The organism is Ruegeria sp. CI8, from assembly GCF_056536865.1.
On the sequence record NZ_JBQFQL010000002.1, the window covers coordinates 22137 to 45641 of the forward strand.

The following is a 23505-nucleotide window of genomic DNA, read 5'->3' on the forward strand; positions in this document are numbered from 1 at the left end:
CAACCGCATGTCATTCAGGAGACAGAATATGTCGACCGTAGCCGTAACCGACGAAACCTTTGACGCCGAAGTCAAGAACTCGGACGTCCCCGTCGTGGTGGATTTCTGGGCCGAGTGGTGCGGACCCTGCAAGCAGATCGGCCCCGCTCTGGAAGAGCTGGCGGCCGAATATGGCGGCAAGGTCAAGATCGCCAAGGTCGACGTGGACAGCAACCCCAACTCGGCCGCAGCCATGGGCGTACGCGGTATTCCCGCGCTGTTCATCTTCAAGGACGGTCAGGTGGTTTCGAACCGCGCAGGCGCTGCCCCGAAGGCCGCCCTGCAAAGCTGGATCGACGAATCCATCTAATACCGAACGGAACTCAACAAAAAAGGCGCTCCTCATCGGGCGCCTTTTTTGTGCATGGTCTGCGCAAAAAGAAAAAGCCGCCCGGAAATCCAAGCGGCCATTCGTCTTTAGTCGAATTCGGTCTGAATTCAGATCTTGGCGATATCTTCGCGGACCAGACCGATATCTTCCAGCTGGGCATCGCTCAGTTGCGACAGCAGCTTGCGGGTCTTGCGGGAGGTGTTCCATTCGGCGGCAGCTTCGAAAGCGTGCGAGATGCCGTCCACTACACGCAGGATGGTAGCTGCTCCGAGCGGCGCATGGATGTTTGCGGTGGTTGCCATTTGCGCATTCCTTTTTTGAAACAGCCGACCCTGTGTCGGTTGTAAGCCTCATCTAGTCTTGCGACAGGCGACTCACAATTGCTGGTCCGACAACCCCGTGATGCACGGATTGCATATCTTTTGGGCAGTTTGAGAACGGGTTGCGCGGATCGCGCCTCCGGCCCATATAGGGCATCAACGGATACGGAGGCTTGAATGGCGGAGAACGACTTTCCCGGTTGGCACGGCACCACGATCATCGGCGTCAAGAAAGGCGGCCAGATCGTCATCGCGGGTGACGGGCAGGTCAGCCTGGGCCAGACCGTGATCAAGGGCACCGCCCGCAAGGTGCGGCGCCTGTCGCCCGGCGGGTTCGAGATCGTCGCCGGATTTGCCGGCTCCACTGCCGATGCCTTCACACTGCTGGAACGGCTGGAAGCCAAGCTGGAGGCCACGCCCGGTCAACTGGCTCGCGCCTCGGTGGAACTGGCCAAGGACTGGCGCACCGACAAGTACCTGCAGAAGCTTGAGGCGATGCTGATCGTCACTGACGGCCGTGACCTGTTCGTGATCACCGGGGCCGGGGACGTGCTCGAACCGGAACATGACGTGGCGGCGATCGGGTCGGGTGGCAACTTTGCCCTGGCAGCCGCGCGCGCGATGATGGACAGCGACAAGTCGGCCGAAGAGGTTGCCCGCGAGGCCATGGCAATTGCCGCCGACATCTGCGTCTACACCAACGGCAACCTGACGGTTGAGAGCATTTCGGGCTAGGGGTCAGGCCAGCAGGGCCGAAATCTCCTTGCCCTTCCACCGGCGGTGCATCCCGATCAGCCCCAGAATGGCCGAGGCGATCACGATGTAATAGGGCAGGCGGATATCGATGCTCATCAACCCGCCGCCGATCAGCGACATGATTCCACCCGCCAGGCAGAACACGGCCGTGGTTACGCCCATGACCCAGCCCTGATCCGCCTCGCTGACCGACGAGGAGAACAGGCCCAGAAGGGTCGGGTAGGCCACGCCGAACAGGAAATAGAACAGGAACACCGGCACGTAGCTGAGCACGCCGCTGGGGCTGAAGGCAAAGGCAAAGCCGCAGATCACCATGACGATCAGCGAAACATATATGATGTTGTGCTTGCTGAACCGTTCCTGCGCGGGTTTCACGAGAAACGTACTGGAGAAGGCCAGCGCCACACCAATGACGACCATGGCCATGCTGCCGCCGATCACGCCGTAACCAAAAGCGCTGGTCAAGAAATTGTCCACAAACACGTAGAAGGTGACGTTCGCGATCATGAAGAACGCGTATACGGGCAGGATCTTCAGAACCATGGGGTGGCCACGTACGGCGACCAGGCTGTCGGTCACATCGCGGGGACGAAAGACGAAGGGTTCGCGTTCGGTTCGGGTATCCTTGAAAAAGAACAGCACCAGCAGGATCGCGATAAGCACCAGGACAAACGCGCCGTAGAATGGGGTCTTGAGCGTGGCAACGCTGCCCAACAGCGCCGCATCCGACAGGACCGCTCCGATGATCGGGCCGCCGACCAGGCCAAAGCTGACCCCTGTCACGATATAACCCATGTTCCGGTCACGATCGGCCGCATCCGTGCTGCCGTCGATCATGGCCGCCTGCGCAATGGGCTGGTTTCCGGCCGTGAACCCGGTGATCGACCGGCCCACGATCAACAGGATCAGGCTGTTGAGATACAGCGCCGCAATGGTGATCGCATAGCCGGCCAGCGCGCCGCCCAGGCAGACCAGAAGTGCATTCTTGCGCCCGATGGAGTCCGAAACTTTCGAGACATAGACGACGCCCAGAAACCAGGACAGGAAGAAACACCCGATCACCAGACCGTAGTAGAAGTGCCGGCTGCCCATTGGCGTGCTTTCCGGCAGAAAGCCCGATTTCGTCTCCATGATCAGCGAGTTGATGATCGGAAAAACCAGCCCTTGGCCGATCAAGTCCACGAACACCACGAACAGCAGGGTAATCTTGGCAATCTTGGACATTTCACTCTCCGGGTCCCGCGCACATTCCGCCAACCCTATCAGAGGACACCGAAATCTCCCAACACGGAGGTCAGGAAAGAATTGCATTGGCGCCGGGTCATTGTTAACCAACGCGGCCAAATGTGCGGTCTCGGTTGTTTTTGCCGACCCCGTGCTTACCTAAGCCGCAGCTGACTGCCGACCATTGAAAGGACTGCCCTGTGACCGACCTGACCCCGCGCGAGATCGTCTCGGAACTGGATCGTTTCATCATCGGGCAGAAGGATGCCAAGCGCGCTGTCGCCGTGGCCCTGCGCAACCGCTGGCGGCGCAAGCAGTTGCCGGATGACATCCGCGACGAGGTCTATCCCAAGAATATCCTGATGATCGGGCCCACCGGCGTGGGCAAAACCGAGATTAGCCGCCGCTTGGCCAAGCTGGCCCGCGCGCCTTTCATCAAGGTCGAAGCGACCAAATTCACCGAAGTCGGTTATGTCGGCCGCGATGTCGAGCAGATCATCCGCGATCTGGCCGATGCCGCGATCATCCAGACCCGTGAATACATGCGCGAAGAGGTCAAAGCCAAGGCGCATCAGGCTGCCGAGGACCGCGTGATCGAGGCCATCGCCGGCTCGGACGCCCGCGAGAGCACCCGCGAGATGTTCCGCAAGAAGCTGAAATCCGGCGAGCTGGACGACACGGTGATCGAGCTTGAATTGGCCGACACGTCCAACCCGATGCCGATGTTCGACATTCCCGGCCAGCCGGGCGGTCAGATGGGCATGATGAACCTGGGCGACATCTTCGGCAAAGCTTTCGGCGGGCGCACCGTCAAGCGTCGCATGACCGTTGCCGAAAGCTATGACATCCTGATCGGGGAAGAGGCCGACAAGTTGCTGGATGACGAGGCCGTCACCCGCGCGGCGCTGGAATCAGTCGAGCAGAATGGCATCGTATTTCTGGACGAGATCGACAAGGTCTGCGCACGGGCAGAAACCCGCGGAGGGGATGTCAGCCGCGAAGGCGTGCAGCGCGACCTGCTGCCGCTGATCGAAGGCACGACCGTCTCCACCAAGCACGGCCCGGTCAAGACCGACCACATTCTGTTCATCGCCAGCGGCGCGTTCCATATCGCCAAGCCTTCGGACCTGTTGCCGGAACTGCAGGGGCGTCTGCCGATCCGGGTCGAGCTGCGTGCGCTGACCGAAGAGGATTTCGTGCGCATCCTGACCGAGACGGACAACGCGCTGACCCGCCAGTATACGGCTTTGATGGGCACCGAAAACGTCACCGTCAGCTTTACCGAGGACGGGATCGCCGCGCTGGCCCGGATCGCCGCCGAGGTGAACCAGAGCGTCGAGAATATCGGCGCCCGGCGCCTGTACACCGTGATGGAGCGCGTTTTCGAAGATCTGTCCTTTGTCGCGCCGGACCGTGCCGGCGCGGAAATCGTGGTCAACGCGGCCTTTGTGGATGAAAACCTTGGTGAGCTGACCAAATCCACGGACCTGAGCCGTTACGTTCTGTAACATGATCAGCCGGTTTTCGCCGGTTGATCCTGCGCAATTATCTGGACGCGTCGGCAGGTTACGCTATGCGTAGCACGTAACTGTTGGTCTGGGATCGATCCGTGCTGCGCTATCTGATCATTTTCGTCACGGTTTCCGTTTTGGGAGGCTGCGTTGATCGATCCATCTCGGTCACCTTGCCCGAAGCGTTGGACGTCGGAACGGCGCAGACCGTGTTCGCGGCCACCACCCGCGCACGCGAGGCCGATGGCTCATACGGGTATCGTCGCGCTGACCGCCTGCAATTCCTCGAAACCACAGTCTCGATCCCGCCGAACCACCGCCCCGGGACGCTTGAGTTTTCCTATTCGGACCCGAACCCGAGCCGGCAGTTCGTTTTGGCCGGTGTGCGCGAATTTCCGTCCGAGCAGGATCTGAAAGCACGACTGAACGGCGCCAAGGAAGTCACGATATTTGTTCATGGCTACAACGCCACCCAGACCGAAACCGTTTTTCGCGCGGCTCAGTTGGCTCACGACATCGGCCTGCCCGGCAAGACGTTGGTCTATTCCTGGCCCAGCCGAGGGGCCGGGTCGGGCTATGCCTATGATCTGGACAGTATGCTGTTTGCCCGCGACGGGCTGCAACAAACCATATCTTCGCTGAAATCCCTGGGCGTCCCGCGCGTGCTGATCGTTGCGCACTCGATGGGAGGCGCGCTGACCATGGAGATGATGCGCCAGGCTGAGCTGCGCGAGCCAGGCTGGTCGCGGCGCAATCTGGAAGGTGTATTGCTAATCTCGCCCGATCTCGACGTTGACGTGTTCCGGTCGCAGATGGCGGTGATCAAATCTCCGCCCGAGCCATTCGTGATCATGGTCTCGCGCAAAGACAAGATCTTGAACGTGTCCGGACGCCTGCGCGGAACTGCCAAAGGCGAGCGGCTGGGCAACATCAGCTCGACCGAGAAGCTGGCGCAGTACCCGGTCAGCATCATCGACACCACGGCTTTCAACAAGGATGCGGAGTCCTCGCATTTCGTAGCCGCCACATCTCCGGCACTTCTGTCGATACTCAACGCGGCGGGCCGGGTCAGCAGGACCTTTGGCCGGGACCAGGGTGGCATTGATCTTCTGGTGCCGCCGGCCGTGCGAAACGATGCCGGCGCGACCGAGGTTGTTCTGACCGAAACCGGGCAGGTGCGGGTCAGTACTCCGTGATAGGGCGAGGGGTCCGCCTTTTCCTTGCGGACAATGCTCCGTGGTTGGGCGCGGGGGTCTTGCTGACCTTCATGTCCAGTTTCGGGCAGACCTTTTTCATTTCAATCTTCGCCGGGCAGATTCGGGCCGAGTTCGTCCTCAGCCACGGCGCATGGGGCGGTCTTTATTCCTTGGGCACGACTGTTTCCGCGATCGTCATGATCTGGGCCGGAGGGCTGACCGATATTTATCGTGTCCGCGTGCTGGGCCCGGCTGTCCTGCTTGGGCTTGCGTGTGCCGCGCTGGCGATGGCGGTCAATCATTGGGTGATCCTGTTGCCCGTGGTCATCTTTCTGCTGCGTCTGTTCGGCCAGGGCATGTGCAGCCATATTGCCATGGTTGCGATGGCCCGGTGGTTCACGGCCACGCGGGGCAGGGCACTCTCCATCGCAACGCTGGGATTTGCCGTCGGTGAGGCCCTGCTGCCCGTGCTGTTCGTCGCCGCCATGGCCTTTGTCGACTGGCATTTTCTTTGGGCGCTGTCCGCCGCCATCGCGTTGTTGGGAATACCCGCATTGATGCGGATGCTGCGTCAGGAACGGACACCACAAAGCCTGGCCCGGGAAACCAGCGCGACCGGGATGCTTGGGCGGCACTGGACCCGGCGCGAAACGTTGTTGAACCCGCTTTTCTGGTTCATGATGCCTGCGCTCATGGGGCCTTCGGCATTCATTACCGCGTTCTTCTTTCACCAGGTCCATCTGGCGCAGACCAAAGGATGGGCCCATATCCAACTGGTCGCGTTGTTTCCGATCTATACCGGGGTGTCGATCCTGGCGATGTTCGCCTCGGGCTGGGCGTTGGACAGATGGGGCACGGCGCGGATGATGCCGTTCTATCAGCTTCCGATGGCTGCCGGGTTTGCGCTGTTTGCGTTTGTCCAGACAATCCCCGGCGCCGTAATCGGTTTGTCCTGTCTTGCCATTTCGGTCGGCGCCAACAGCACGCTGCCCGCCGCGTTCTGGGCCGAGTTCTACGGCACCCGTCACATCGGCGCGATCAAGGCGATGGCTGCCGCCGTCATGGTGCTGGGGTCTGCTGTCGGGCCAGGCCTGACTGGCGGGCTGATCGATCTGGGCGTGCCGCTCAGCACGCAGTTCCTGTGGATCGCCTGGTTCTTCGTGGCGACGTGCGGCATAGTCTGGATCGGTATTCACAGGGCCCGGCGGCTGCTTTAGCGGATCCGCCTCAGATACACATAGTAAGCCCCATCACCGCCATGGCTGATATGGGCCGGGCTGACCTGAAGAACCGCTTGGGCGAGGGGCGGCAAATTCAACCACTGAGGCACCTGGTTGCGCAGCACGCCGCGGGGCGTCGGGATCGGGCCGGGTTCGTCCCTGTCCTTGCCTTTGCCGGTGACCACCAGAACCAGTCGTTTTCCCGATGCCTGCGCCGACAGGATGAACCGGATCAAAGCAGGATGGGCCGTGTCGACCCGCATTCCGTGCAGATCCAGCTTGCCTTCGGGTTTCAGCTTGCCGCGTTTCATCCGCGCAAAGGCCTTGCTGTCCATCTGTACGGGTGCGGCGCGCAGGCTGTCGCCGATTGCGGGCTTCAAGCTATGGCCGCGCCCATTTGTCGGTGCATTCTGACCCAGTTCAAAGGTGTCTATCCGCGCTTTGGGGGTTTTTCGCGGCTTGGGCTTCGGCAATGTCGATGGGTGAACGGATTGGGGAATCTCCGGGTGCAGCCGCTCGGTCTGCCGGGTCACCTTGTGCCACAATTCAATCTCGTCTTCAGTCAGCTTGCGGCGGGTCATCAGAACTCATCCGGCAGCATGGCATAGGCGCGTTGGATCGGCAGCAGAACGATCATGCGGCCGGGATCCTTGAGCTGGCCCGCTGCCTGTCCCGCGGCGTCCCCGGTTCCGAAAAAGATGTCGGCCCGTTGTGCGCCCTTGATTGCCGAGCCGGTGTCCTGTGCGATCATCAAGCGCCGCAGCGGAGTCTTGCCGTCTTTTTCAACCCAGACCGGCGCACCCAACGGGGTATAGGCCGGGTCCACGGCGATGCTGCGCATTGCGGTGATCGACCGGTTCATTGCGCCCAAAGGCCCGCGGTCTGCAGCTACCCGCGAAACCTCGCGGAAAAAGACGTAGGACGGGTTGTGCATCAACAGCTCGGCCCCAATCTCGGGGTTCTTGCGCACCCAGGACTGGATCATCCGGGCGCTCACGTCATGCGCACCCAGAAGACCGCGCCGGACCAGCTCAACCCCGACCGACCGATAGGGGTGGCCGTTGGCCCCGCCATATCCAACACGCACCGAACTGCCATCCGGCAAACGGATGCGCCCCGAGCCTTGAATCTGCAGAAAAAACAACTCGACCGGGTCATCGACCCAGGCGATTTCCAAGCCGCGGCCCTTCATCACGTCACTGGTCAGCAGTTCGCGCCGACTGAGCCACTGCCCGGCTTCCCGCGCCTCGGGCGGCATCTTGTAGACCGGGTATCTGTAGGTTTCAGTCCGCGTCCGCGAGCCGTTCAATTCCGGTTCAAAATATCCGGTGAACAGTGGGGCCTTTTCATCCTCGATCAGGATGGGCCGGAAGAACAATTCGAAAAAGGCGCGCGCGGCATCGGGCTCGTATGTCCGTGCGGCTGCACACAACGAACGCCAGTCCGGATCGTCCAGATCCCCGCAAGTGTCCAGAAAAACGGACAAGGCCGCGCCGTGGTCATCCTCGGCCCAGCCATCAAGGTCAGCAAATGACAGGATGGATCGCGTCGCCTCGGCTCCGGCGGCATTGGCGGCGGTCAGAACCGCCACCAGCATCAGCGACCGGAGCGTTCCAATCATGCGTCCGTGGCGACAAGCAGCCAGTTCGGATCATCCGCGCCCATGACGCGGGCAAAGGTCCAGCTGTCCTTTTGGCGCTTGATCGTGTTGGGGCTGCCTTCGATGATGTCACCGCCCCGGTCACGCACGACCGACGTCAGCTCGCCGACGAACCGCACGGTGATCTCGGCGCGGTTGGAATCCTTGTCGAATTGTGCATCCACCAGGCCCATTTCACGCACACCGATGAACTCGGCCTCGATCGTCAGGCCCTTGTCCTCGCGATCGGCGACAACCGAGACGAAGGTTTCGAACACTTCCTCGGACAGGAAGGGCTGGATTTCATCCAGGTTGCCCCGCTCGAACCCCATGACGATCAGCTCATAGGCGCCACGGGCGCCCTGCAGAAACTCGCTGACCGAAAAGCTGGGCTCAACACGCTTCATCGCAGCCAGCGTCTGCGCCAATTCGCTGTCTTCGGGAACATGGTCGGTAATGTCACGATCCGGACCGCCGTCGATCACTTCGAAATCACGACGCGACTTCCCGGTGTCGGGTTGCTGCGGCACCGGTGGTTTTTCAAAGCCTTCGCGCGTGCCCAGCACGCTTCTGAGACGCAGGATCAGGAAGATGGCTATGCCAGCCAGCACCAGAAGCTGGATCAGGGGTGAATTCATTTCGTCCTCTTTTCAGCACCGAGACTTTGTACACGCGGCCTCGTGCCACTATGTAGGTGACAGTTGGTGGCAAGTCCACAGCCCGGCCTATGGGAAAGGATAGCGCATATGTATCTGTTCTTGGCATTTTTGTTGGTGCCGATCATCGAAATCGCCCTTTTTATCCAGGTCGGCGGTCTGATCGGCCTGTGGCCGACGCTGGCAATCGTGGTTTTGACCGCCGTTCTGGGTACCGCGATGGTGCGGACACAAGGTCGCATGGCGATGGGTCAGCTGCAGCGCGCCTTTTCCGAACTGGACGACCCGACCGAACCGCTGGCCAATGGTGCAATGATCCTGCTGTCGGGCGTTCTGCTGATGACGCCCGGGTTCTTCACCGACGCAATCGGCTTTGCGCTGCTGGTTCCCGGGGTGCGGGCCGCGGTTTTTCGGTATCTCAAATCACGGGTCACGATTACCCAGTTCCAGATGGGCCCCGGCCCGCAATACGGGGCGGCGCGCGATCCGTTCGGTGAAGATGACATCATAGACGGAGAGTATTCGGAAGTGCGCACAAAACCCGCACAACCGTCGAAATGGGTGGAAGGGCCGCACCAGCATTGAGGTGCCCGGCCCAACTTGATAAGCAGTGGCGAATTTAAATTTTGGAGCGGATCCATGACCGAAGAAACCGCCGCCGGCACAACCGAGCCCCAGGCAGCCCCCCAAATCCAGATGCGCATTCTGGGACAGTTCATCCGGGACATGTCCTTTGAAAACGTGATGGCGCAAAAAGGCGTCTCGGGCGACGTGCAGCCCGAGATCTCGGTCCAGGTGAACCTGGATGCGAAAAAGCGCTCGGCCGACCACCAATATGAGGTGTCGATCAAGCTGAACCTCAAGTCCAAGGCCAAGGGCCTGGAGGACATCCTGTTCCTTTGCGAGATCGATTATTGCGGCCTGTTCCACGTGGAAGGCGTGCCGAATGATCAGTTGCACCCGTTCCTGATGATCGAATGCCCGCGGATGCTGTTCCCTTACCTGCGCCGCATCGTCAGCGACATCACCCGCGACGGTGGCTACCCGCCGGTCAACCTGGACAACATCGATTTCGTCGGTCTGTACCGCAACGAGTTGATGCGCCGTCAGGCCGAGGCGTCCGACAAGACCGAGGCGTGATCAGGCAACCCGCATCTGACCCAGATCAGGTGCGGGACCACAGGGCGTTTTCGCCCAGCTTTTCGACAAATGCATCATGCGCAGCGCGGTCATCCTCGGTAATCCGGGGCTGCAGTGGGTTGGGCCGTGGACCGGGGCGCCAAATGTCGCCACCGGTTGAGCTTTCGGCAGACACCGAAGACAGGACAAAATCTGGTTGGCGTCCGCCGATCAGCTCCAGATAGACTTCTGCCAGGATTTCCGAGTCGAGCAACGCACCGTGCAGAACCCGGTTCGAATTGTCGATGTTGAACCGCCGGCACAGCGCATCCAGCGAGGCGGGCGAGCCGGGAAACCGCTTGCGCGCGATCGCCAGCGTGTCCAGCGCCTGCTCCATCGGAATCGGGGGCAGGCCCATCCATCCCAACTCGGCATTGAGGAACTTCATGTCGAATGAAGCGTTGTGGATCACCAGCCGTGCATCCCCCACGAAATCGCGGAAGGCCTGCCCGACCTTCGCAAAGACAGGTTTGTCCTTCAGGGTGATCTGGCCCGGTTCGGCAGGTTGCGGCGGCTCCAGCAGGTCAGGGCCGATGCCGTGCACGCCGAAAGCCTCGGCCGGCATCGAACGTTCAGGGTTGATATAAACGTGATAGGTCTCGCCCGTGGCGACATGGTTCCACAGCTCGATAGCCCCGATCTCGACGATCCGGTCGCCGCTTTCGGGATCGAATCCGGTGGTTTCCGTATCCAGTACGATTTCACGCATCTGTCAGTCCTGCCCTGATCTGCCTGACCACATCCTGCACCTGTGCGCGGGCATGGTCCAGAGTGTCGGTGACGATCACGAAATCCGCCCGCGCGCATTTTTCGTCATTCGGCATCTGCTTGGCGCGGATCTGCTCGAACTGCGCCTCGGTCATCGTGCCCCGTGCCATGACACGGCGCTTCTGCTCGTCCGGGGGGATCGAAACGCAGGCCACCGCATCCATCTGCGCGTCGCCGCCGGTTTCGAAAAGCAATGGGATGTCAAAGATAAGGATGTCCGACTTGGCCGCCTGTCGAAACGCCTCGCGATCCTGGGCCACCAGCGGGTGCACGATGACTTCGATCCGTTTCAAGGCGGTCGGATCGGCGCCGATGATCCGTTTCAGCGCGTCACGGCTGACGGCCCCATCCTCGATCGCGTCGGGAAATGCCGCGCGGATCGGCGCGACCGCCGCACCGCCTTCCGCATACAGCCGATGCACCGCGGCGTCGGCATCCCACACGGCGCAACCTTCCTGCGCGAACAGGTCGGCGGTGGTGCTTTTGCCCATGCCGATCGACCCGGTCAGACCCAGCGCAAAGCTCATGCCAGAACCGCTGCGCGGGTTTCTTCCGTAACCTCGGGGCGCAGGCCGAACCACCGCTCGAACCCCGGGACCGCCTGGTGCAGCAACATGCCCAGCCCATCGACGACCGTACAGCCGGCAGCCTCGGCCTGTTCCAGAAGGCGGGTTTTCATCGGCGTGTAGACCAGATCAGTCACCACCGTTCCCGGCTGCAGCCCGTCCAGCGGGACGCGCAGCTCGGGCTGACCCTGCATGCCCAGTGACGTTGTGTTCACCACCAGTTCGGCGTTTTCGATCACGTTTCCGGCCTGGACCCAATCGACCACGGTGATGCGCTGACCAAATTCCTCTTTCAGGTGATCGGCGCGCGACCGCGTGCGGTTGGTCAGCAGAATCTCGGGTACGCCGGCCTCGGCCAGCGCCTGCAGCACCGCCCGCGCAGCACCGCCCGCGCCGAATACCACAGCCGGACCATCCTGCGGCACCCAATCCGGCGCGCCCGCGCGAAGGTTCTGCATGAACCCGTACCCGTCGGTATTGTCCGCGTGGATCGAGCCATCGGCCCGGAACACCAGCGTATTCGCCGCCCCGATCACCGAGGCGCGGTCCGACACGTGATCGGCCAGGCGCAACGCGGCCTCTTTGTGCGGAACGGTGACATTGGTCCCGACGAACCCGGCCTTGGGCAAGCTGCGCAGGACCGTTTCAAGATCTGCGGGCGCAACATCCATCGGCACATAATGGCCCGGCAAACCATAGGTCTTCAGCCAATAGCCATGCAGCGCGGGCGATCGGGAATGGGCAATCGGGTGTCCGATCACTCCGGCCAGTGGAATGCGGTTGTCGGTCATTGTTCGATCACCCCTCGGACCGCAAGAAAATTGAGCAGCTCCAGCAGGGGCATACCCAAGACGTTAAAATAGTCGCCGTCAATGCTGGAGAACAGGCGCACGCCTTCTTCTTCCAGCTTGTAGGCCCCGACCGCGTGGCGAATGCTGTCCCAGTTGCGCGCGACATAACCCTTCAGATAGGCATCCGAACTGGCGCGCATCCGCAACCGCACCTGTCCGACATGGCGCCAGACCGGTTCGCCATTCTGATAGATCACCGCCGCCGACAGCAGCATGTGACGCTTGCCGCGCATCGCCTTCAACTGCGCCAGCGCGTTTTCGGGCGTTTCGGGTTTCGACAGAAGCCGTCCGTCGAAATCCAGAACCTGGTCACAACCCAGAACCATCGCTCCGGGCGTCTTGTCACTGATCTTGCGCGCCTTGAGCTCGGCCAGTGCATCGGCGATGTCGCGGGGCAGCGCGCCCTCGGCCAGAAGCGCGCGTTTGGCGGTATCCTCGTCCACGCGGGCGACCTGGACGGAAAACGGCACTCCGGCGTTCCGCAGCAACTGCGCGCGGATCTCGGACCCCGAGGCAAGAACGATGGGGACAGTCATGTGGAAAACCCCGTGGGCAAGTGGATCATTGGTCTTGAACGGTTTGTATGGTTTTCCGGTTGACACGCAAGCCCGCGATTTAGGCATGAAACTTCCCTGAGTCGCTCAAAGACTGTCCGGTCGGGACAAGGATAACTCGGGATCTTGGGACTTCCTATTCATCAAAAGATGTCCCTTGAGTTATCCCCAAGACAGGTCCGCGATGTATGGTTTAAATGCTTGTTTTTATTATGTAAAAAATGAAATCACCAGAATCACCCAGTTTTGGAATTTATTCATCCACCTGGGGAAAACTGGCGGACAAAACAATAATCCACGGATTTTACCCACCCTACAAAACCATCATCCTTTCTCTTTTCTATTTTTTTTATTAGGGAGGGTCCGACCAGTGCCGGGAAACCCGATGACCGATCTTCTCTTCACACTGTACCCTTGGGTGAAATCGCTGCACATCATGGCGGTGATCTCGTGGATGGCGGGGCTGTTCTATCTCCCGCGTCTGTTCGTCTATCACGTCGAAAAGGCACAAGCGGTAGACGGCGCTCCCGAGATCTTCTTTGAAATGGAAGAAAAACTGCTGCGCGTGATCATGCGGCCGGCAATGATCGTGGCCTGGGTCTGTGGCCTCATCATGGTGTTCACGCCCGGCATCGTCGGGTGGGACTGGTCCTGGCCTTGGGTCAAGGGTGCTGCGGTGATCGGCATGACCTGGTTCCATCACTGGCTGATGGCCCGGCGCAAGGATTTCGTCGAAGGCCGCAATACGCTCACAGGGCGCCAGTACCGCATGATGAACGAGGTTCCGACCGTTTTGATGGTCATCATCGTTCTGGCGGTCATTCTGAAGTTCTGAGGGCTATTTCCGCACCGGTTTGACTCGGGCGGCGACCGGCCTTATGTAGGGGTCAACCCATCCGTCCGGATGGCGCATCTTCCTGTTTGAAATTCAACGCTGTGCCGCACCTCTGCGGCCAAGGTCCGTATCATCATGACAATCGAATCCCTGAACCTGTCCGATCTGAAGGCGAAAAGCCCCAAAGACCTTCTGGCCATGGCCGAAGAACTCGAGATCGAAAACGCCTCGACCATGCGCAAGGGCGAGATGATGTTCCAGATCCTGCGCGAACGCGCGGACGAGGGCTGGACCGTGGGCGGCGACGGCGTGCTTGAGGTGCTGCAGGACGGCTTCGGCTTTCTGCGCTCGCCCGAGGCGAACTATCTGCCCGGCCCGGACGACATCTATGTCTCGCCCGACATGATCCGCCAGCATTCGCTGCGTACCGGCGACACGGTCGAGGGTGAGATCAAGGCTCCGGACGAGAATGAGCGCTATTTCGCGCTGACGAAGGTGACCAAGATCAACTTCGAAGATCCGGAAAAGGCCAAGCACAAGATCCTGTTCGACAACCTCACGCCGCTCTATCCGGATGAGCGGTTGAAGATGGAGATCGAGGATCCGACCATCAAGGACAAATCCGCCCGTGTGATCGACTTGGTCGCGCCGATCGGCAAGGGCCAGCGGTCGCTGATCGTGGCGCCGCCGCGGACCGGTAAAACGGTGATCCTGCAGAACATCGCGCACTCGATCGAGCGGAACCACCCGGAGTGCTACCTGATCGTCCTGCTGATCGACGAACGCCCTGAAGAGGTGACGGACATGCAGCGTTCGGTGAAGGGCGAGGTGGTATCCTCGACCTTTGATGAACCGGCGACCCGCCATGTGGCCGTGTCGGAGATGGTGATCGAAAAAGCTAAGCGCCTGGTCGAGCACAAACGAGATGTTGTTATTCTTCTCGACTCGATCACAAGACTTGGTAGAGCGTTCAACACCGTGGTGCCGTCCTCGGGCAAGGTTCTGACCGGTGGTGTGGACGCCAACGCGCTGCAGCGGCCCAAGCGGTTCTTCGGTGCGGCGCGCAACATCGAAGAGGGCGGTTCGCTGACCATCATCGCCACCGCGCTGATCGACACTGGCAGCCGGATGGACGAAGTGATCTTTGAAGAATTCAAGGGTACCGGTAACTCGGAGATCGTTCTGGATCGCAAGATCGCAGACAAGCGGGTGTTCCCGGCGATCGACATCCTCAAGTCCGGCACCCGGAAAGAGGACCTGCTGGTCGACAAGGGCGATCTGGCCAAAACCTTTGTTCTGCGCCGTATCCTCAACCCGATGGGCACAACCGACGCGATCGAGTTCCTGTTGTCCAAGTTGAAACAGACCAAGACCAATTCCGAGTTCTTCGACTCGATGAATACCTGATACGGTCTTGTAACCGACGCGAGGCCTTCGAATGGATACGATATTCGCCTTGGCCAGCGCGCAAGGCAAGGCAGGGGTTGCTGTGATCCGCCTGTCAGGACCGCAGTCGCACCAAGCGGCCAAGGTTCTGTCGGGTGGAGATTTGCCGTTGCGTGGCATGTGCCTGCGTGAGTTGCGGGCACCTGACGGGTCGCGCCTGGATGACGGGCTGGTTCTGACCTTCCACGGTCCATCCAGCTTTACCGGCGAAGATGTTGCCGAGCTGCAGATCCATGGCAGCGCGGCTTCGGTCAACGCGGTTCTGCGCGTCCTATCCGAAATGCCGGATCTGCGACTGGCTGAGCCGGGCGAGTTCACCCGGCGTGCTCTTGAAAACGGGAAGATGGACCTTGCCCAGGTCGAAGGCTTGGCCGATCTGATCGACGCAGAGACCGAGGCCCAACGCAAGCAGGCTCAGACCATTCTGGCTGGCGAGTTGGGCGACCTGGCGGAACGGTGGCGGCGGGATTTGATCCGGGCGGCCTCATTGCTGGAGGCTGTCATTGATTTTGCCGATGAAGACGTGCCAACGGATGTGTCACCCGAAGTCCGATCGCTTGTAACTGCTGTCATGGCGGATCTGGAGCGGGAGGCAAAGTGCGTGAGAATTGCCGAGCGGATTCGCACCGGCTTTGAAGTGGCTATCGTCGGCCCACCGAACGCGGGCAAGTCGACCTTGCTGAATGCGCTTGCGGGCCGTGAGGCGGCAATTACTTCGGAATATGCAGGCACCACCCGCGATATTATCGAGGTGCGGATGGACCTGGCAGGCTTGCCGGTCACGTTGCTAGATACGGCCGGGTTGCGCGAAACCGAGGATCACGTAGAGGGTCTTGGGATCGCTCTGGCCAGAAAGCGGGCGGAAAATGCCGACCTTCGCGTATTTCTGACCGAGGACCCGCAAGCTTTGGGAATCGGTATGCAATCCGGCGACATCCAGGTTCTGCCGAAGTCCGACCTTCGTTCAGATGGGACCGAGGGTGTGTCGGGGAAGACAGGTCAGGGAATCGACCGCCTGATCCACAACATATCGGTAGTCTTGAAAGAACGAACCGCAAGTTCTGGTATTGCCACCCGGGAACGCCATCGTGCTGCAATGCTGAAGTCCTCGGCCGCTCTGTCCGAAACGCTTAGGGTTCTGGATTCCGGCCCGGACCTGTACGATATTGCAGCAGAAGAGCTGCGAACTGCCATCCGCGCGCTGGAGTCTTTGGTTGGTCGGGTAGATGTGGAAAATCTTCTGGACGAGATATTCGCCAGCTTTTGTTTGGGTAAATGAGGAGTGTTTCACGTGAAACATTCGGAGTTTGACGTCGTCGTTATCGGAGCGGGGCATGCGGGGGCCGAGGCGGCCCATGCCGCGGCCCGGATGGGTGCGCAGACAGCTTTGGTGACACTTTCGGAAACCGACATCGGTGTCATGTCGTGCAATCCGGCGATCGGTGGACTTGGAAAAGGCCACCTGGTTCGTGAGATCGACGCGCTGGACGGCGTTATGGGGCGGGTTGCAGACCGGGCGGGAATCCAGTTTCGCCTTCTGAATCGTCGTAAAGGGCCCGCCGTTCAAGGGCCACGTGCGCAGGCCGACCGCTCGCTGTACCGGGCTGCAATGCAGCAGGAAACAAAGGCGCGCAAGAACCTCGAAGTCATTACCGGAGAAGTCATAGATTTCCGAATGGACGGTCATCGTGTTGCCGGGGTGGTTCTGTCCGATGGATCTGAAATCCCTGCAAAAGCGGTTATTTTAACCTCGGGAACGTTTCTGCGGGGCGTGATCCATATCGGCGATGTTCAGAGGCCCGGAGGCCGTATGGGCGACAGGCCGTCTGTACGACTGGCTGAGCGGTTGGATAGCTATGACCTGCCGATGGCGCGGCTGAAAACAGGAACGCCTCCTCGACTTGATGGACGCACGATCGACTGGGACGGATTGGAACGGCAGGACGGTGATGATGACCCGACCATGTTCTCATTCTTGTCCAAAACACCGGTGGCGCCGCAGATTTCTTGCGGCATCACACATACGAACGCGCAAACCCATGAAATCATCGAGAAGAACCTGAGTCGCTCTGCGATGTATGGGGGGCATATCGAGGGAGTGGGGCCGCGATATTGCCCTTCGATCGAAGACAAGATCGTTCGGTTTGCGGATAAGGACTCCCACCAGATTTTCCTCGAGCCTGAGGGGGTCAATGACCACACGGTGTATCCAAACGGGATTTCGACTTCGCTGCCGCAGGATGTCCAAGTCGAGTATGTCCGATCCATCAAAGGCCTTGAGTCGGCAGAGATCCTGCAGCCGGGCTACGCCATTGAATACGACTATGTGGACCCGCGTGTGTTGAACGCGTCCCTGGCCTTGCCGGAGATCCCGGGACTATATCTTGCAGGGCAGATCAACGGAACCACAGGATATGAGGAGGCGGCCGCTCAGGGCTTGGTCGCGGGCCTGAATGCCGCGTTGGAAGTTCAGGGGCGAGATGCGATTCATTTCACCCGAGCCAATAGCTATGTTGGTGTCATGATCGACGATCTGACCACACGGGGCGTGGCGGAACCGTATCGGATGTTTACCTCGCGCGCCGAATTCCGTCTGTCCTTGCGTGCCGACAATGCGGATCAACGCCTTACGCCGCAAGGCCTGGAAATTGGGTGTATATCGGATCATCGTCGCCTGGCTTTTGAAACCAAAATGGAAAAGCTGAGCGCTGTGAAGTCAGTACTCACCGAACGGACCTATACCCCCAAGGAAATTCGCGCAGCTGGCATCGAAGTAAATCAGGATGGTAACCGCAGGGACGGAATGGCAATCTTGGCATTTCCGAACGTGTGCTTCGAGGATCTTGTGCCGCTGATCCAGCAACTGGAGGACGTCGACCAAGACACCCGTCGGCAGATCGAAAGGGACGCGCTGTACGCCAATTATATAGCTCGGCAACAACGAGACGTTGAAGCCATGAAGCGCGACGAAACCCATGCCATACCTGCGGATTTTGACTACTCCTCGCTCACAGGCCTTTCGAATGAGTTGAAGCAAAAGCTGTCAGCCGCGCGGCCGGCAAACATTGCCCAGGCGAGCCGCGTGGAGGGTGTTACGCCTGCTGCTTTGACCTTGGTACTGGCAAAACTCAGAAGCAGTCAGAGAGCAAAAAAGGCATGAACGGCGACTCGTGCGCTTCGCCTGATAGCTTGAATGTTTCACGTGAAACATTCGAAAAGTTGTCAATCTTTGTCGATCTTCTGCGGAAGTGGAATCCAAAGATTAACTTGGTTTCGCGCAGCACTCTGCCTGAGGTTTGGTCCCGACATGTAAAGGACTCGATCCAGGTCTTTCATTTGGTTGAGCCAAAGAACCACTGGGTCGATCTGGGTAGCGGTGGGGGATTTCCGGGGCTGGTCTGCGCGATACTGGCCTCTGAAGCTTCGCCTGAGACGGAATTTACCCTAGTTGAGAGCGATCAGAGAAAATCGGCGTTTTTACGCACCGTCATCCGTGAAACCAAGGCCAATTGCTCGGTGATTTCAAAGCGGATTGAGGCTGTTGATCCCTTGGGCGCAGATGTCCTGTCCGCAAGGGCGCTCGCGGACCTGACGACTTTATTGTCATTTTGTGACAGGCATTTAAAGGAAGATGGAGTGGCCGTGTTTCCCAAAGGCGCCACCTGGAAAAAAGAAATCGACGCGGCACAACGGGAATGGAATTTCACCACGGAGACGGCTAATAGTTTAACTGACCCCCAGGCTGTCATCCTGAAGATCAAAGGAGTCTCACGTGGTTGATCTGTCGCGCCCTGCAGGACCTCGTATCATGGCAGTTGCCAATCAGAAGGGTGGGGTTGGCAAGACCACGACAGCGATCAATCTGGCGGCGGGTTTGGCCGAGGCAGGATGCAAGGTTCTGGTCGTGGATCTGGACCCGCAGGGAAATGCGTCCACCGGGCTTGGGGTCGAGGATCGTGATTGGACCACGTATGATTTGATCCTGGACGAGGCGCCCTTGGAGGCTGTCGTACAGGAAACCGAAATCGAAAACCTCAGTATCGTTCCCGCCACGGTTGACCTCAGCTCGGCAGATATTGAGCTGATATCGAATGAAAAACGCAGCTACTTGCTGCACGACGCGCTCAGGCAACCGGCGATTGACAGGTTCGGTTTTGACTTCGTTCTGATCGACTGTCCGCCGTCCCTCAATCTTCTGACAGTCAACGCGATGGTGGCGGCGCACTCTGTGTTGGTTCCGTTGCAAAGCGAGTTCTTTGCGCTGGAAGGCCTGTCGCAACTGATGCTGACGATTCGAGAGGTTCGCCAGTCCGCGAATCTAGACCTCAGAATCGAAGGTATTGTGTTGACCATGTATGACAACCGCAACAACTTGTCCCGGCAGGTCGAAAAGGATGCGCGTGACAATCTGGGAGAGATGGTATTTAAAACCAAGATACCCAGAAATGTCCGAGTCAGCGAAGCGCCGTCATTTGCACTTCCGGTCCTTCAATATGACTCGGGGTCTCTGGGGGCGATGGCGTACCGGCATCTGGCACGCGAAATCATGCAAAAGAACAAGAAAGTGGCTGCCTGAGCGGCTGTCAGGAGGGCGAAGTGACCGCCAGAAAAGGAAAACCTCGCGGATTGGGGCGCGGCTTGTCCGCCTTGATGGCGGATGTATCACAGGATCCTGAGGGCCGGGTTACGGCTGAACCACGTCGGCCGGACATGAAGGTACCGATCGAGAAGCTGCGGGCTAACCCGAATCAGCCGCGCCGCACATTCTCGCAGGATCAACTGGACGAGCTTGCTGCCTCGGTCAAAGAGAAAGGGATCATCCAGCCCCTGATCGTTCGCCCGGTCGGCGGCGGCGAATATGAAATCGTCGCGGGTGAGCGCCGCTGGCGTGCCGCGCAGATGGCACAGTTGCACGACATTCCGGTCGTCGTGCGCGAATTTGACGACACCGAAGTACTTGAAGTCGCCATCATCGAGAATATCCAGCGCGCTGATCTAAACGCAGTGGAGGAGGCCGCTGGCTACAAGCAGTTGATGGATCGGTTCGGCCACACCCAGGAAAAGCTGGCCGAAGCCTTGGGTAAGAGCCGCAGCCACATAGCCAACCTTCTGAGGCTGTTGTCACTGCCGATTGACGTTCAAACCCTTGTTATTGAAGGCAAACTTTCGGCCGGACACGCGCGCGCCCTTATCACGGCGGATAACCCGTCCGAACTGGCGAAAATCGTCGTGAAAGACGGCTTGTCAGTCCGCGCGACCGAGGCGCTGGTCAAGAAGCAGCAACAGGGCGACAAGGATCGTCCCGCACCGCGGTCGCGTGACCTGAATGCAGGTAAGGACGCGGACACGCGGGCCTTGGAAAAAGACCTTTCCGCGATCCTGGCGATGAAGGTGGTCATCAACCACAAGGCCGGAACCGAAACTGGGCAGGTGGTGCTGACCTATGAAAACCTGGATCAGCTGGATGATCTCTGCGCCAAACTCAGCCGTTAGGGCGTGACCAGATAAAGATCATCACCGCGCCCAAGGTCACGGCCTGAATAATCAGGACATGGCTGGGCACAGAGACCAGAACCGACAAACCAAAGACGGCGGCAACCGACAGGGTCGCCGCCTTTTTTGCGGCTGGCCGGATTGCGCCCGAGGTTTGCCAATCAAGGATCAACGGGCCGAAGGTTCGGTGAGACATCAGCCAGTTGTGCAGTCGTGACGAAGAGCGCGCGAAACAGAAGGCAGCCAACAGTAGGAACGGAACGGTGGGCAGCAAGGGCAGGGCAACACCGATCATGGCCAACGCGACGCAGAGCAATCCCAATGTGGCCCACAAATAGTGCATGACTAATCCAGCAATTCACGGATCACCGCATTGAGAACCGCGCGGCCGTCAGCAGTGGCGGAAACGCGGGGGCCGTCTTGGGTGATCATTCCGATGTCATGCAGGTAGTCCAGTTTGGGTTGAGGCAAAGGGTGCCCGGACAGGCGATTGAATCGGTCCATATCTAGACCCTCATTCAAGCGAAGACACATCATGAGGTATTCGTTCGCCTGTTCTTCGGTGGTCAGCGGGGCCCGCAGCTTTTCGCCATTTCCTTGCGCGGCGGCATTCAGCCACGCGGTCGGTGAAAGATGGGTTTCGGTTGCGATCCGCTGGCCATCTACCGTGATCCGCCCATGGGCGCCCGGTCCGATGCCGACATAATCACCATAGCGCCAATAGATCAGGTTGTGCCGCGACTCGGCCCCGGGAACGGCGTGGTTCGACACCTCGTAGGCGGGCATGCCGTGGGCTTCGCAGATCTCTTGCGTGGCCAGATACATGTCGGCGGCGCTGTCGTCCTCGGGCAGGCCGCGCAGCTTGCCGACAGAATAGCGGTCGCCGAAGGCCGTGCCGGTCTCGATGGTCAGCTGGTACAGTGACAGATGGTCGATCGCCATCGACAGCGCCTCGGTCAGCTCGGCGCGCCAGGCCACAAGCGTCTGGTACTGGCGGGCATAGATCAGGTCAAAGCTGACGCGGTCGAAACAGCTGCGGGCGATGTCGAAGGCGGCGCGGGCCTCGGCCACGCTGTGGATGCGGCCCAGCCGCCGCAGATCTTCGTCATTCAGCGCCTGAATGCCCATCGAGATCCGGTTCACACCGGCATCGCGATAAGCGGCGAACCGTCCGGCCTCGACCGAGCCGGGATTGGCCTCGAGCGTGATTTCCATGTCATTGGCCGGCCGCCAAAGGCTGCGGGCGGTGTCGATCACGGCGGCGACGGTCTCGGGCGCCATCAGCGACGGGGTGCCGCCGCCAAAGAAGATCGTGTTCAAAACCCGGTCGGGGGTTTCGGCGGCCGAGCGCTTCAGCTCGGACAGATATGCGTCAAGCCATTGTTTTTGATCAATATTTCTGGATACATGGCTGTTGAAATCGCAATAGGGGCACTTGGCCTCGCAAAAGGGCCAATGCACGTACAGGCCAAAGCCCCCGTTGCGCCAATCATCCGCCAAAGCAGCCTTTCACGAACAGCTCGACCGCGCGACCACGATGGCTGATCTTGTTCTTTTCCCAGCGATCCATCTCGGCAAAGGTAATGTCGAATCCTTCAGGGACGAACATCGGATCATAGCCGAACCCGTCCTTGCCGCGGATCGGCCAGACCAGATGACCGGGTGCGACGCCCTCAAACACCTCGTCATGGCCGTCGGGCCAAGCCAGTACCAGCGTGCAGCGGAACTGGGCAGTGCGAGGATGCGGGGCGTTGCGCGCCTCAAGCTCGTCATGGGCGCGGGTCATGGCCATCAGGAAATCGCGGCCATTTCCGGTTTCGGCCCAGTCGGCGGTGTACACGCCCGGCGCGCCGTCCAGCGCATCGATGGTGATGCCGGAATCGTCGGACAGGGCGGGCAGGCCGGTGGCCTGTGCGGCGGCGTGGGCCTTGATGCGCGCGTTGCCTACGAACGTGTCCTCGGTCTCTTCGGGTTCGGGCAGGTTCATCTCGGCCGCGCCCACGACGGTCACGCCAAAGGGCTCGAGCAGATGGGCCATCTCCTCAAGCTTGCCTTTGTTGTGGGTGGCTACCAGCAACCTGTCGCCGTCGAACTTGCGGGTCATGCGGTGGCGGCCTTTTGCGCGGCCACCAGCTCGGACACGCCTTTTTCGGCCAATTCCATCAGCTGATCCATCTGCGCGCGGCTGAAGACGGAACCTTCGGCGCTCATCTGCACCTCGATCAGTTTGCCCGAACCGGTCATGATGAAGTTGCCGTCAACGCCGGCCTCGCTGTCTTCGGGATAGTCCAAGTCCAGAACGGGCTGGCCGGCATAGATGCCGCAGGATACGGCGGCGACCGGATCGACCAGCGGGTCCGAGATCACGTCACCGGCCTTCATCAGCTTGTTCACCGCCAGCCGCAGCGCGACCCAGCCGCCGGTGATCGAGGCGCAGCGGGTGCCGCCATCGGCCTGCAGCACGTCACAATCCACGGTGATTTGGCGTTCGCCCAGGGCGACGCGGTCGACCCCGGCGCGCAGGGCGCGGCCGATCAGGCGCTGGATCTCGACGGTCCGGCCACCCTGTTTGCCACTGGCGGCCTCACGCCGCATCCGGGTGTTTGTCGCGCGGGGCAGCATGCCGTATTCGGCGGTGACCCAGCCCAGGCCCGACCCCTTGATAAAAGGCGGCACGCGATCCTCGATCGTGGCGGTACACAGAACATGGGTGTCGCCGATCTTGATCAGGCAGGAACCTTCGGCATGTTTGGTAAACCCGGTCTCGATTGAAACCGGGCGCATTTCGCTTAAATCTCGTCCAGAGGGTCGCATGAGATATCCTTTGTCTGCTGGCTTGGGGATAACGCCCGGCATGGCAGCGATGCAACCCCGATTGACCTTTCTGTTGGCAGCTATTTAATGACCACCCAGCAAGGGAA

The 23505-nt window shown here is 60.1% G+C and carries 27 protein-coding genes; 14 read left to right on the forward strand and 13 right to left on the reverse strand.

Going from position 1 to position 23505, the window contains the following annotated elements:
- Positions 1–28 precede the first annotated feature (28 nt).
- Positions 29–349: a thioredoxin gene (trxA, locus tag ACR0DA_RS10705; RefSeq protein WP_093963876.1), complete on the forward strand. Its 321-nt coding sequence runs from the start codon at positions 29–31 to the stop codon at positions 347–349.
- A gap of 128 nt (positions 350–477) precedes the next feature.
- On the opposite strand, the gene ACR0DA_RS10710 is transcribed toward trxA, so the two are convergent.
- Positions 478–672, reverse strand: coding sequence for a DUF1127 domain-containing protein (locus ACR0DA_RS10710; protein WP_170361078.1), 195 nt, complete (start codon positions 670–672; stop codon positions 478–480).
- Between the two features lie 195 nt (positions 673–867).
- Between ACR0DA_RS10710 and hslV the strand changes: the two genes are divergently transcribed.
- Positions 868–1425, forward strand: coding sequence for an ATP-dependent protease subunit HslV (gene hslV, locus ACR0DA_RS10715; protein WP_093963878.1), 558 nt, complete (start codon positions 868–870; stop codon positions 1423–1425).
- Between the two features lie 3 nt (positions 1426–1428).
- Here hslV and ACR0DA_RS10720 read toward each other — a convergent pair whose 3' ends face one another.
- On the reverse strand, positions 1429–2670 hold the full coding sequence (locus tag ACR0DA_RS10720; protein ID WP_170361080.1) for an MFS transporter: 1242 nt from the start codon (positions 2668–2670) through the stop codon (positions 1429–1431).
- Positions 2671–2870: 200 nt separating this feature from the next.
- Between ACR0DA_RS10720 and hslU the strand changes: the two genes are divergently transcribed.
- The 3 genes from hslU (at position 2871) to ACR0DA_RS10735 (ending at position 6594) form a co-directional block, all read left to right on the forward strand.
- Entirely contained in the window at positions 2871–4178 is a 1308-nt protein-coding gene (hslU, locus tag ACR0DA_RS10725; protein WP_170342594.1) for an ATP-dependent protease ATPase subunit HslU, read from the forward strand.
- Positions 4179–4279: 101 nt separating this feature from the next.
- Positions 4280–5377 (forward strand): alpha/beta hydrolase, encoded by a 1098-nt coding sequence (locus ACR0DA_RS10730; RefSeq protein WP_170456983.1) that lies wholly within the window; start codon positions 4280–4282, stop codon positions 5375–5377.
- A gap of 71 nt (positions 5378–5448) precedes the next feature.
- Positions 5449–6594 (forward strand): MFS transporter, encoded by a 1146-nt coding sequence (locus tag ACR0DA_RS10735; protein ID WP_217371997.1) that lies wholly within the window; start codon positions 5449–5451, stop codon positions 6592–6594.
- Here the strand turns inward: ACR0DA_RS10735 and ACR0DA_RS10740 are convergent.
- The 3 genes from ACR0DA_RS10740 to ACR0DA_RS10750 are packed head-to-tail and all read right to left on the reverse strand — an operon-like array spanning position 6591 to position 8874.
- Positions 6591–7178: a Smr/MutS family protein gene (locus ACR0DA_RS10740; protein ID WP_170361086.1), complete on the reverse strand. Its 588-nt coding sequence runs from the start codon at positions 7176–7178 to the stop codon at positions 6591–6593. The genes ACR0DA_RS10735 and ACR0DA_RS10740 overlap by 4 nt on opposite strands.
- On the reverse strand, positions 7178–8218 hold the full coding sequence (gene mltA, locus ACR0DA_RS10745) for a murein transglycosylase A (protein ID WP_480753961.1): 1041 nt from the start codon (positions 8216–8218) through the stop codon (positions 7178–7180). Before mltA ends, ACR0DA_RS10740 begins: the two co-directional genes overlap by 1 nt.
- A complete protein-coding gene (locus ACR0DA_RS10750) occupies positions 8215–8874 on the reverse strand; it encodes a Tim44/TimA family putative adaptor protein (RefSeq protein ID WP_170340666.1) in 660 nt (219 codons plus the stop codon). Before ACR0DA_RS10750 ends, mltA begins: the two co-directional genes overlap by 4 nt.
- 108 nt (positions 8875–8982) lie before the next feature.
- On the opposite strand from ACR0DA_RS10750, the gene ACR0DA_RS10755 reads away from it, so the two are divergent.
- Entirely contained in the window at positions 8983–9477 is a 495-nt protein-coding gene (locus tag ACR0DA_RS10755) for an FxsA family protein (RefSeq protein WP_480753962.1), read from the forward strand.
- Between the two features lie 54 nt (positions 9478–9531).
- Positions 9532–10032 (forward strand): protein-export chaperone SecB, encoded by a 501-nt coding sequence (gene secB / locus ACR0DA_RS10760; protein ID WP_170342607.1) that lies wholly within the window; start codon positions 9532–9534, stop codon positions 10030–10032.
- Positions 10033–10057: 25 nt separating this feature from the next.
- Here secB and dnaQ read toward each other — a convergent pair whose 3' ends face one another.
- From dnaQ to ACR0DA_RS10780, 4 genes are read right to left on the reverse strand one after another with little or no spacing between them, the layout of a single operon-like run.
- Positions 10058–10780 (reverse strand): DNA polymerase III subunit epsilon, encoded by a 723-nt coding sequence (dnaQ, locus tag ACR0DA_RS10765; protein ID WP_480753964.1) that lies wholly within the window; start codon positions 10778–10780, stop codon positions 10058–10060.
- A complete protein-coding gene (gene coaE, locus ACR0DA_RS10770) occupies positions 10773–11366 on the reverse strand; it encodes a dephospho-CoA kinase (protein WP_480753965.1) in 594 nt (197 codons plus the stop codon). The genes dnaQ and coaE overlap by 8 nt, the downstream gene beginning before the upstream one ends.
- The gene (locus tag ACR0DA_RS10775) at positions 11363–12196 is read right to left on the reverse strand and encodes a shikimate dehydrogenase (RefSeq protein WP_170370398.1); all 834 of its coding nucleotides are present in this window, start codon (positions 12194–12196) and stop codon (positions 11363–11365) included. The genes coaE and ACR0DA_RS10775 overlap by 4 nt, the downstream gene beginning before the upstream one ends.
- Positions 12193–12792, reverse strand: a complete 600-nt coding sequence (locus ACR0DA_RS10780; RefSeq protein WP_480753966.1) for a Maf family protein — start codon at positions 12790–12792, stop codon at positions 12193–12195. The genes ACR0DA_RS10775 and ACR0DA_RS10780 overlap by 4 nt, the downstream gene beginning before the upstream one ends.
- A gap of 403 nt (positions 12793–13195) precedes the next feature.
- Between ACR0DA_RS10780 and ACR0DA_RS10785 the strand changes: the two genes are divergently transcribed.
- From ACR0DA_RS10785 to ACR0DA_RS10815, 7 genes are all read left to right on the forward strand, one after another.
- A complete protein-coding gene (locus ACR0DA_RS10785) occupies positions 13196–13645 on the forward strand; it encodes a CopD family protein (protein WP_170342619.1) in 450 nt (149 codons plus the stop codon).
- 135 nt (positions 13646–13780) lie between these two features.
- The gene (gene rho, locus ACR0DA_RS10790) at positions 13781–15052 is read left to right on the forward strand and encodes a transcription termination factor Rho (protein ID WP_170342621.1); all 1272 of its coding nucleotides are present in this window, start codon (positions 13781–13783) and stop codon (positions 15050–15052) included.
- A gap of 31 nt (positions 15053–15083) precedes the next feature.
- Positions 15084–16370 carry a tRNA uridine-5-carboxymethylaminomethyl(34) synthesis GTPase MnmE gene (gene mnmE, locus ACR0DA_RS10795; RefSeq protein WP_480753968.1) on the forward strand — a complete coding sequence of 429 codons (1287 nt, stop codon included), beginning with the start codon at positions 15084–15086 and terminating at the stop codon, positions 16368–16370.
- Between the two features lie 12 nt (positions 16371–16382).
- On the forward strand, positions 16383–18251 hold the full coding sequence (gene mnmG / locus ACR0DA_RS10800; protein ID WP_480753970.1) for a tRNA uridine-5-carboxymethylaminomethyl(34) synthesis enzyme MnmG: 1869 nt from the start codon (positions 16383–16385) through the stop codon (positions 18249–18251).
- A complete protein-coding gene (rsmG, locus tag ACR0DA_RS10805; RefSeq protein ID WP_170456998.1) occupies positions 18248–18871 on the forward strand; it encodes a 16S rRNA (guanine(527)-N(7))-methyltransferase RsmG in 624 nt (207 codons plus the stop codon). Before mnmG ends, rsmG begins: the two co-directional genes overlap by 4 nt.
- Positions 18864–19667 (forward strand): ParA family protein, encoded by an 804-nt coding sequence (locus tag ACR0DA_RS10810; RefSeq protein ID WP_480753972.1) that lies wholly within the window; start codon positions 18864–18866, stop codon positions 19665–19667. The genes rsmG and ACR0DA_RS10810 overlap by 8 nt, the downstream gene beginning before the upstream one ends.
- 20 nt (positions 19668–19687) lie before the next feature.
- Positions 19688–20584: a ParB/RepB/Spo0J family partition protein gene (locus tag ACR0DA_RS10815; protein WP_480753974.1), complete on the forward strand. Its 897-nt coding sequence runs from the start codon at positions 19688–19690 to the stop codon at positions 20582–20584.
- On the opposite strand, the gene ACR0DA_RS10820 is transcribed toward ACR0DA_RS10815, so the two are convergent.
- Genes ACR0DA_RS10820 through rph form a run of 4 tightly spaced genes read right to left on the reverse strand, consistent with a single transcriptional unit; the run spans position 20574 to position 23398 of the window.
- Positions 20574–20927, reverse strand: a complete 354-nt coding sequence (locus ACR0DA_RS10820) for a YbaN family protein (RefSeq protein ID WP_093963898.1) — start codon at positions 20925–20927, stop codon at positions 20574–20576. The two genes, ACR0DA_RS10815 and ACR0DA_RS10820, sit on opposite strands and share 11 nt — an antisense overlap.
- Positions 20928–20929: 2 nt before the next feature.
- Positions 20930–22084: a radical SAM family heme chaperone HemW gene (gene hemW / locus ACR0DA_RS10825; RefSeq protein WP_480753976.1), complete on the reverse strand. Its 1155-nt coding sequence runs from the start codon at positions 22082–22084 to the stop codon at positions 20930–20932.
- Positions 22074–22688 carry an RdgB/HAM1 family non-canonical purine NTP pyrophosphatase gene (rdgB, locus tag ACR0DA_RS10830; protein ID WP_170405588.1) on the reverse strand — a complete coding sequence of 205 codons (615 nt, stop codon included), beginning with the start codon at positions 22686–22688 and terminating at the stop codon, positions 22074–22076. The genes hemW and rdgB overlap by 11 nt, the downstream gene beginning before the upstream one ends.
- Positions 22685–23398 (reverse strand): ribonuclease PH, encoded by a 714-nt coding sequence (gene rph / locus ACR0DA_RS10835; RefSeq protein WP_170433554.1) that lies wholly within the window; start codon positions 23396–23398, stop codon positions 22685–22687. The genes rdgB and rph overlap by 4 nt, the downstream gene beginning before the upstream one ends.
- Positions 23399–23505 lie beyond the last annotated feature (107 nt).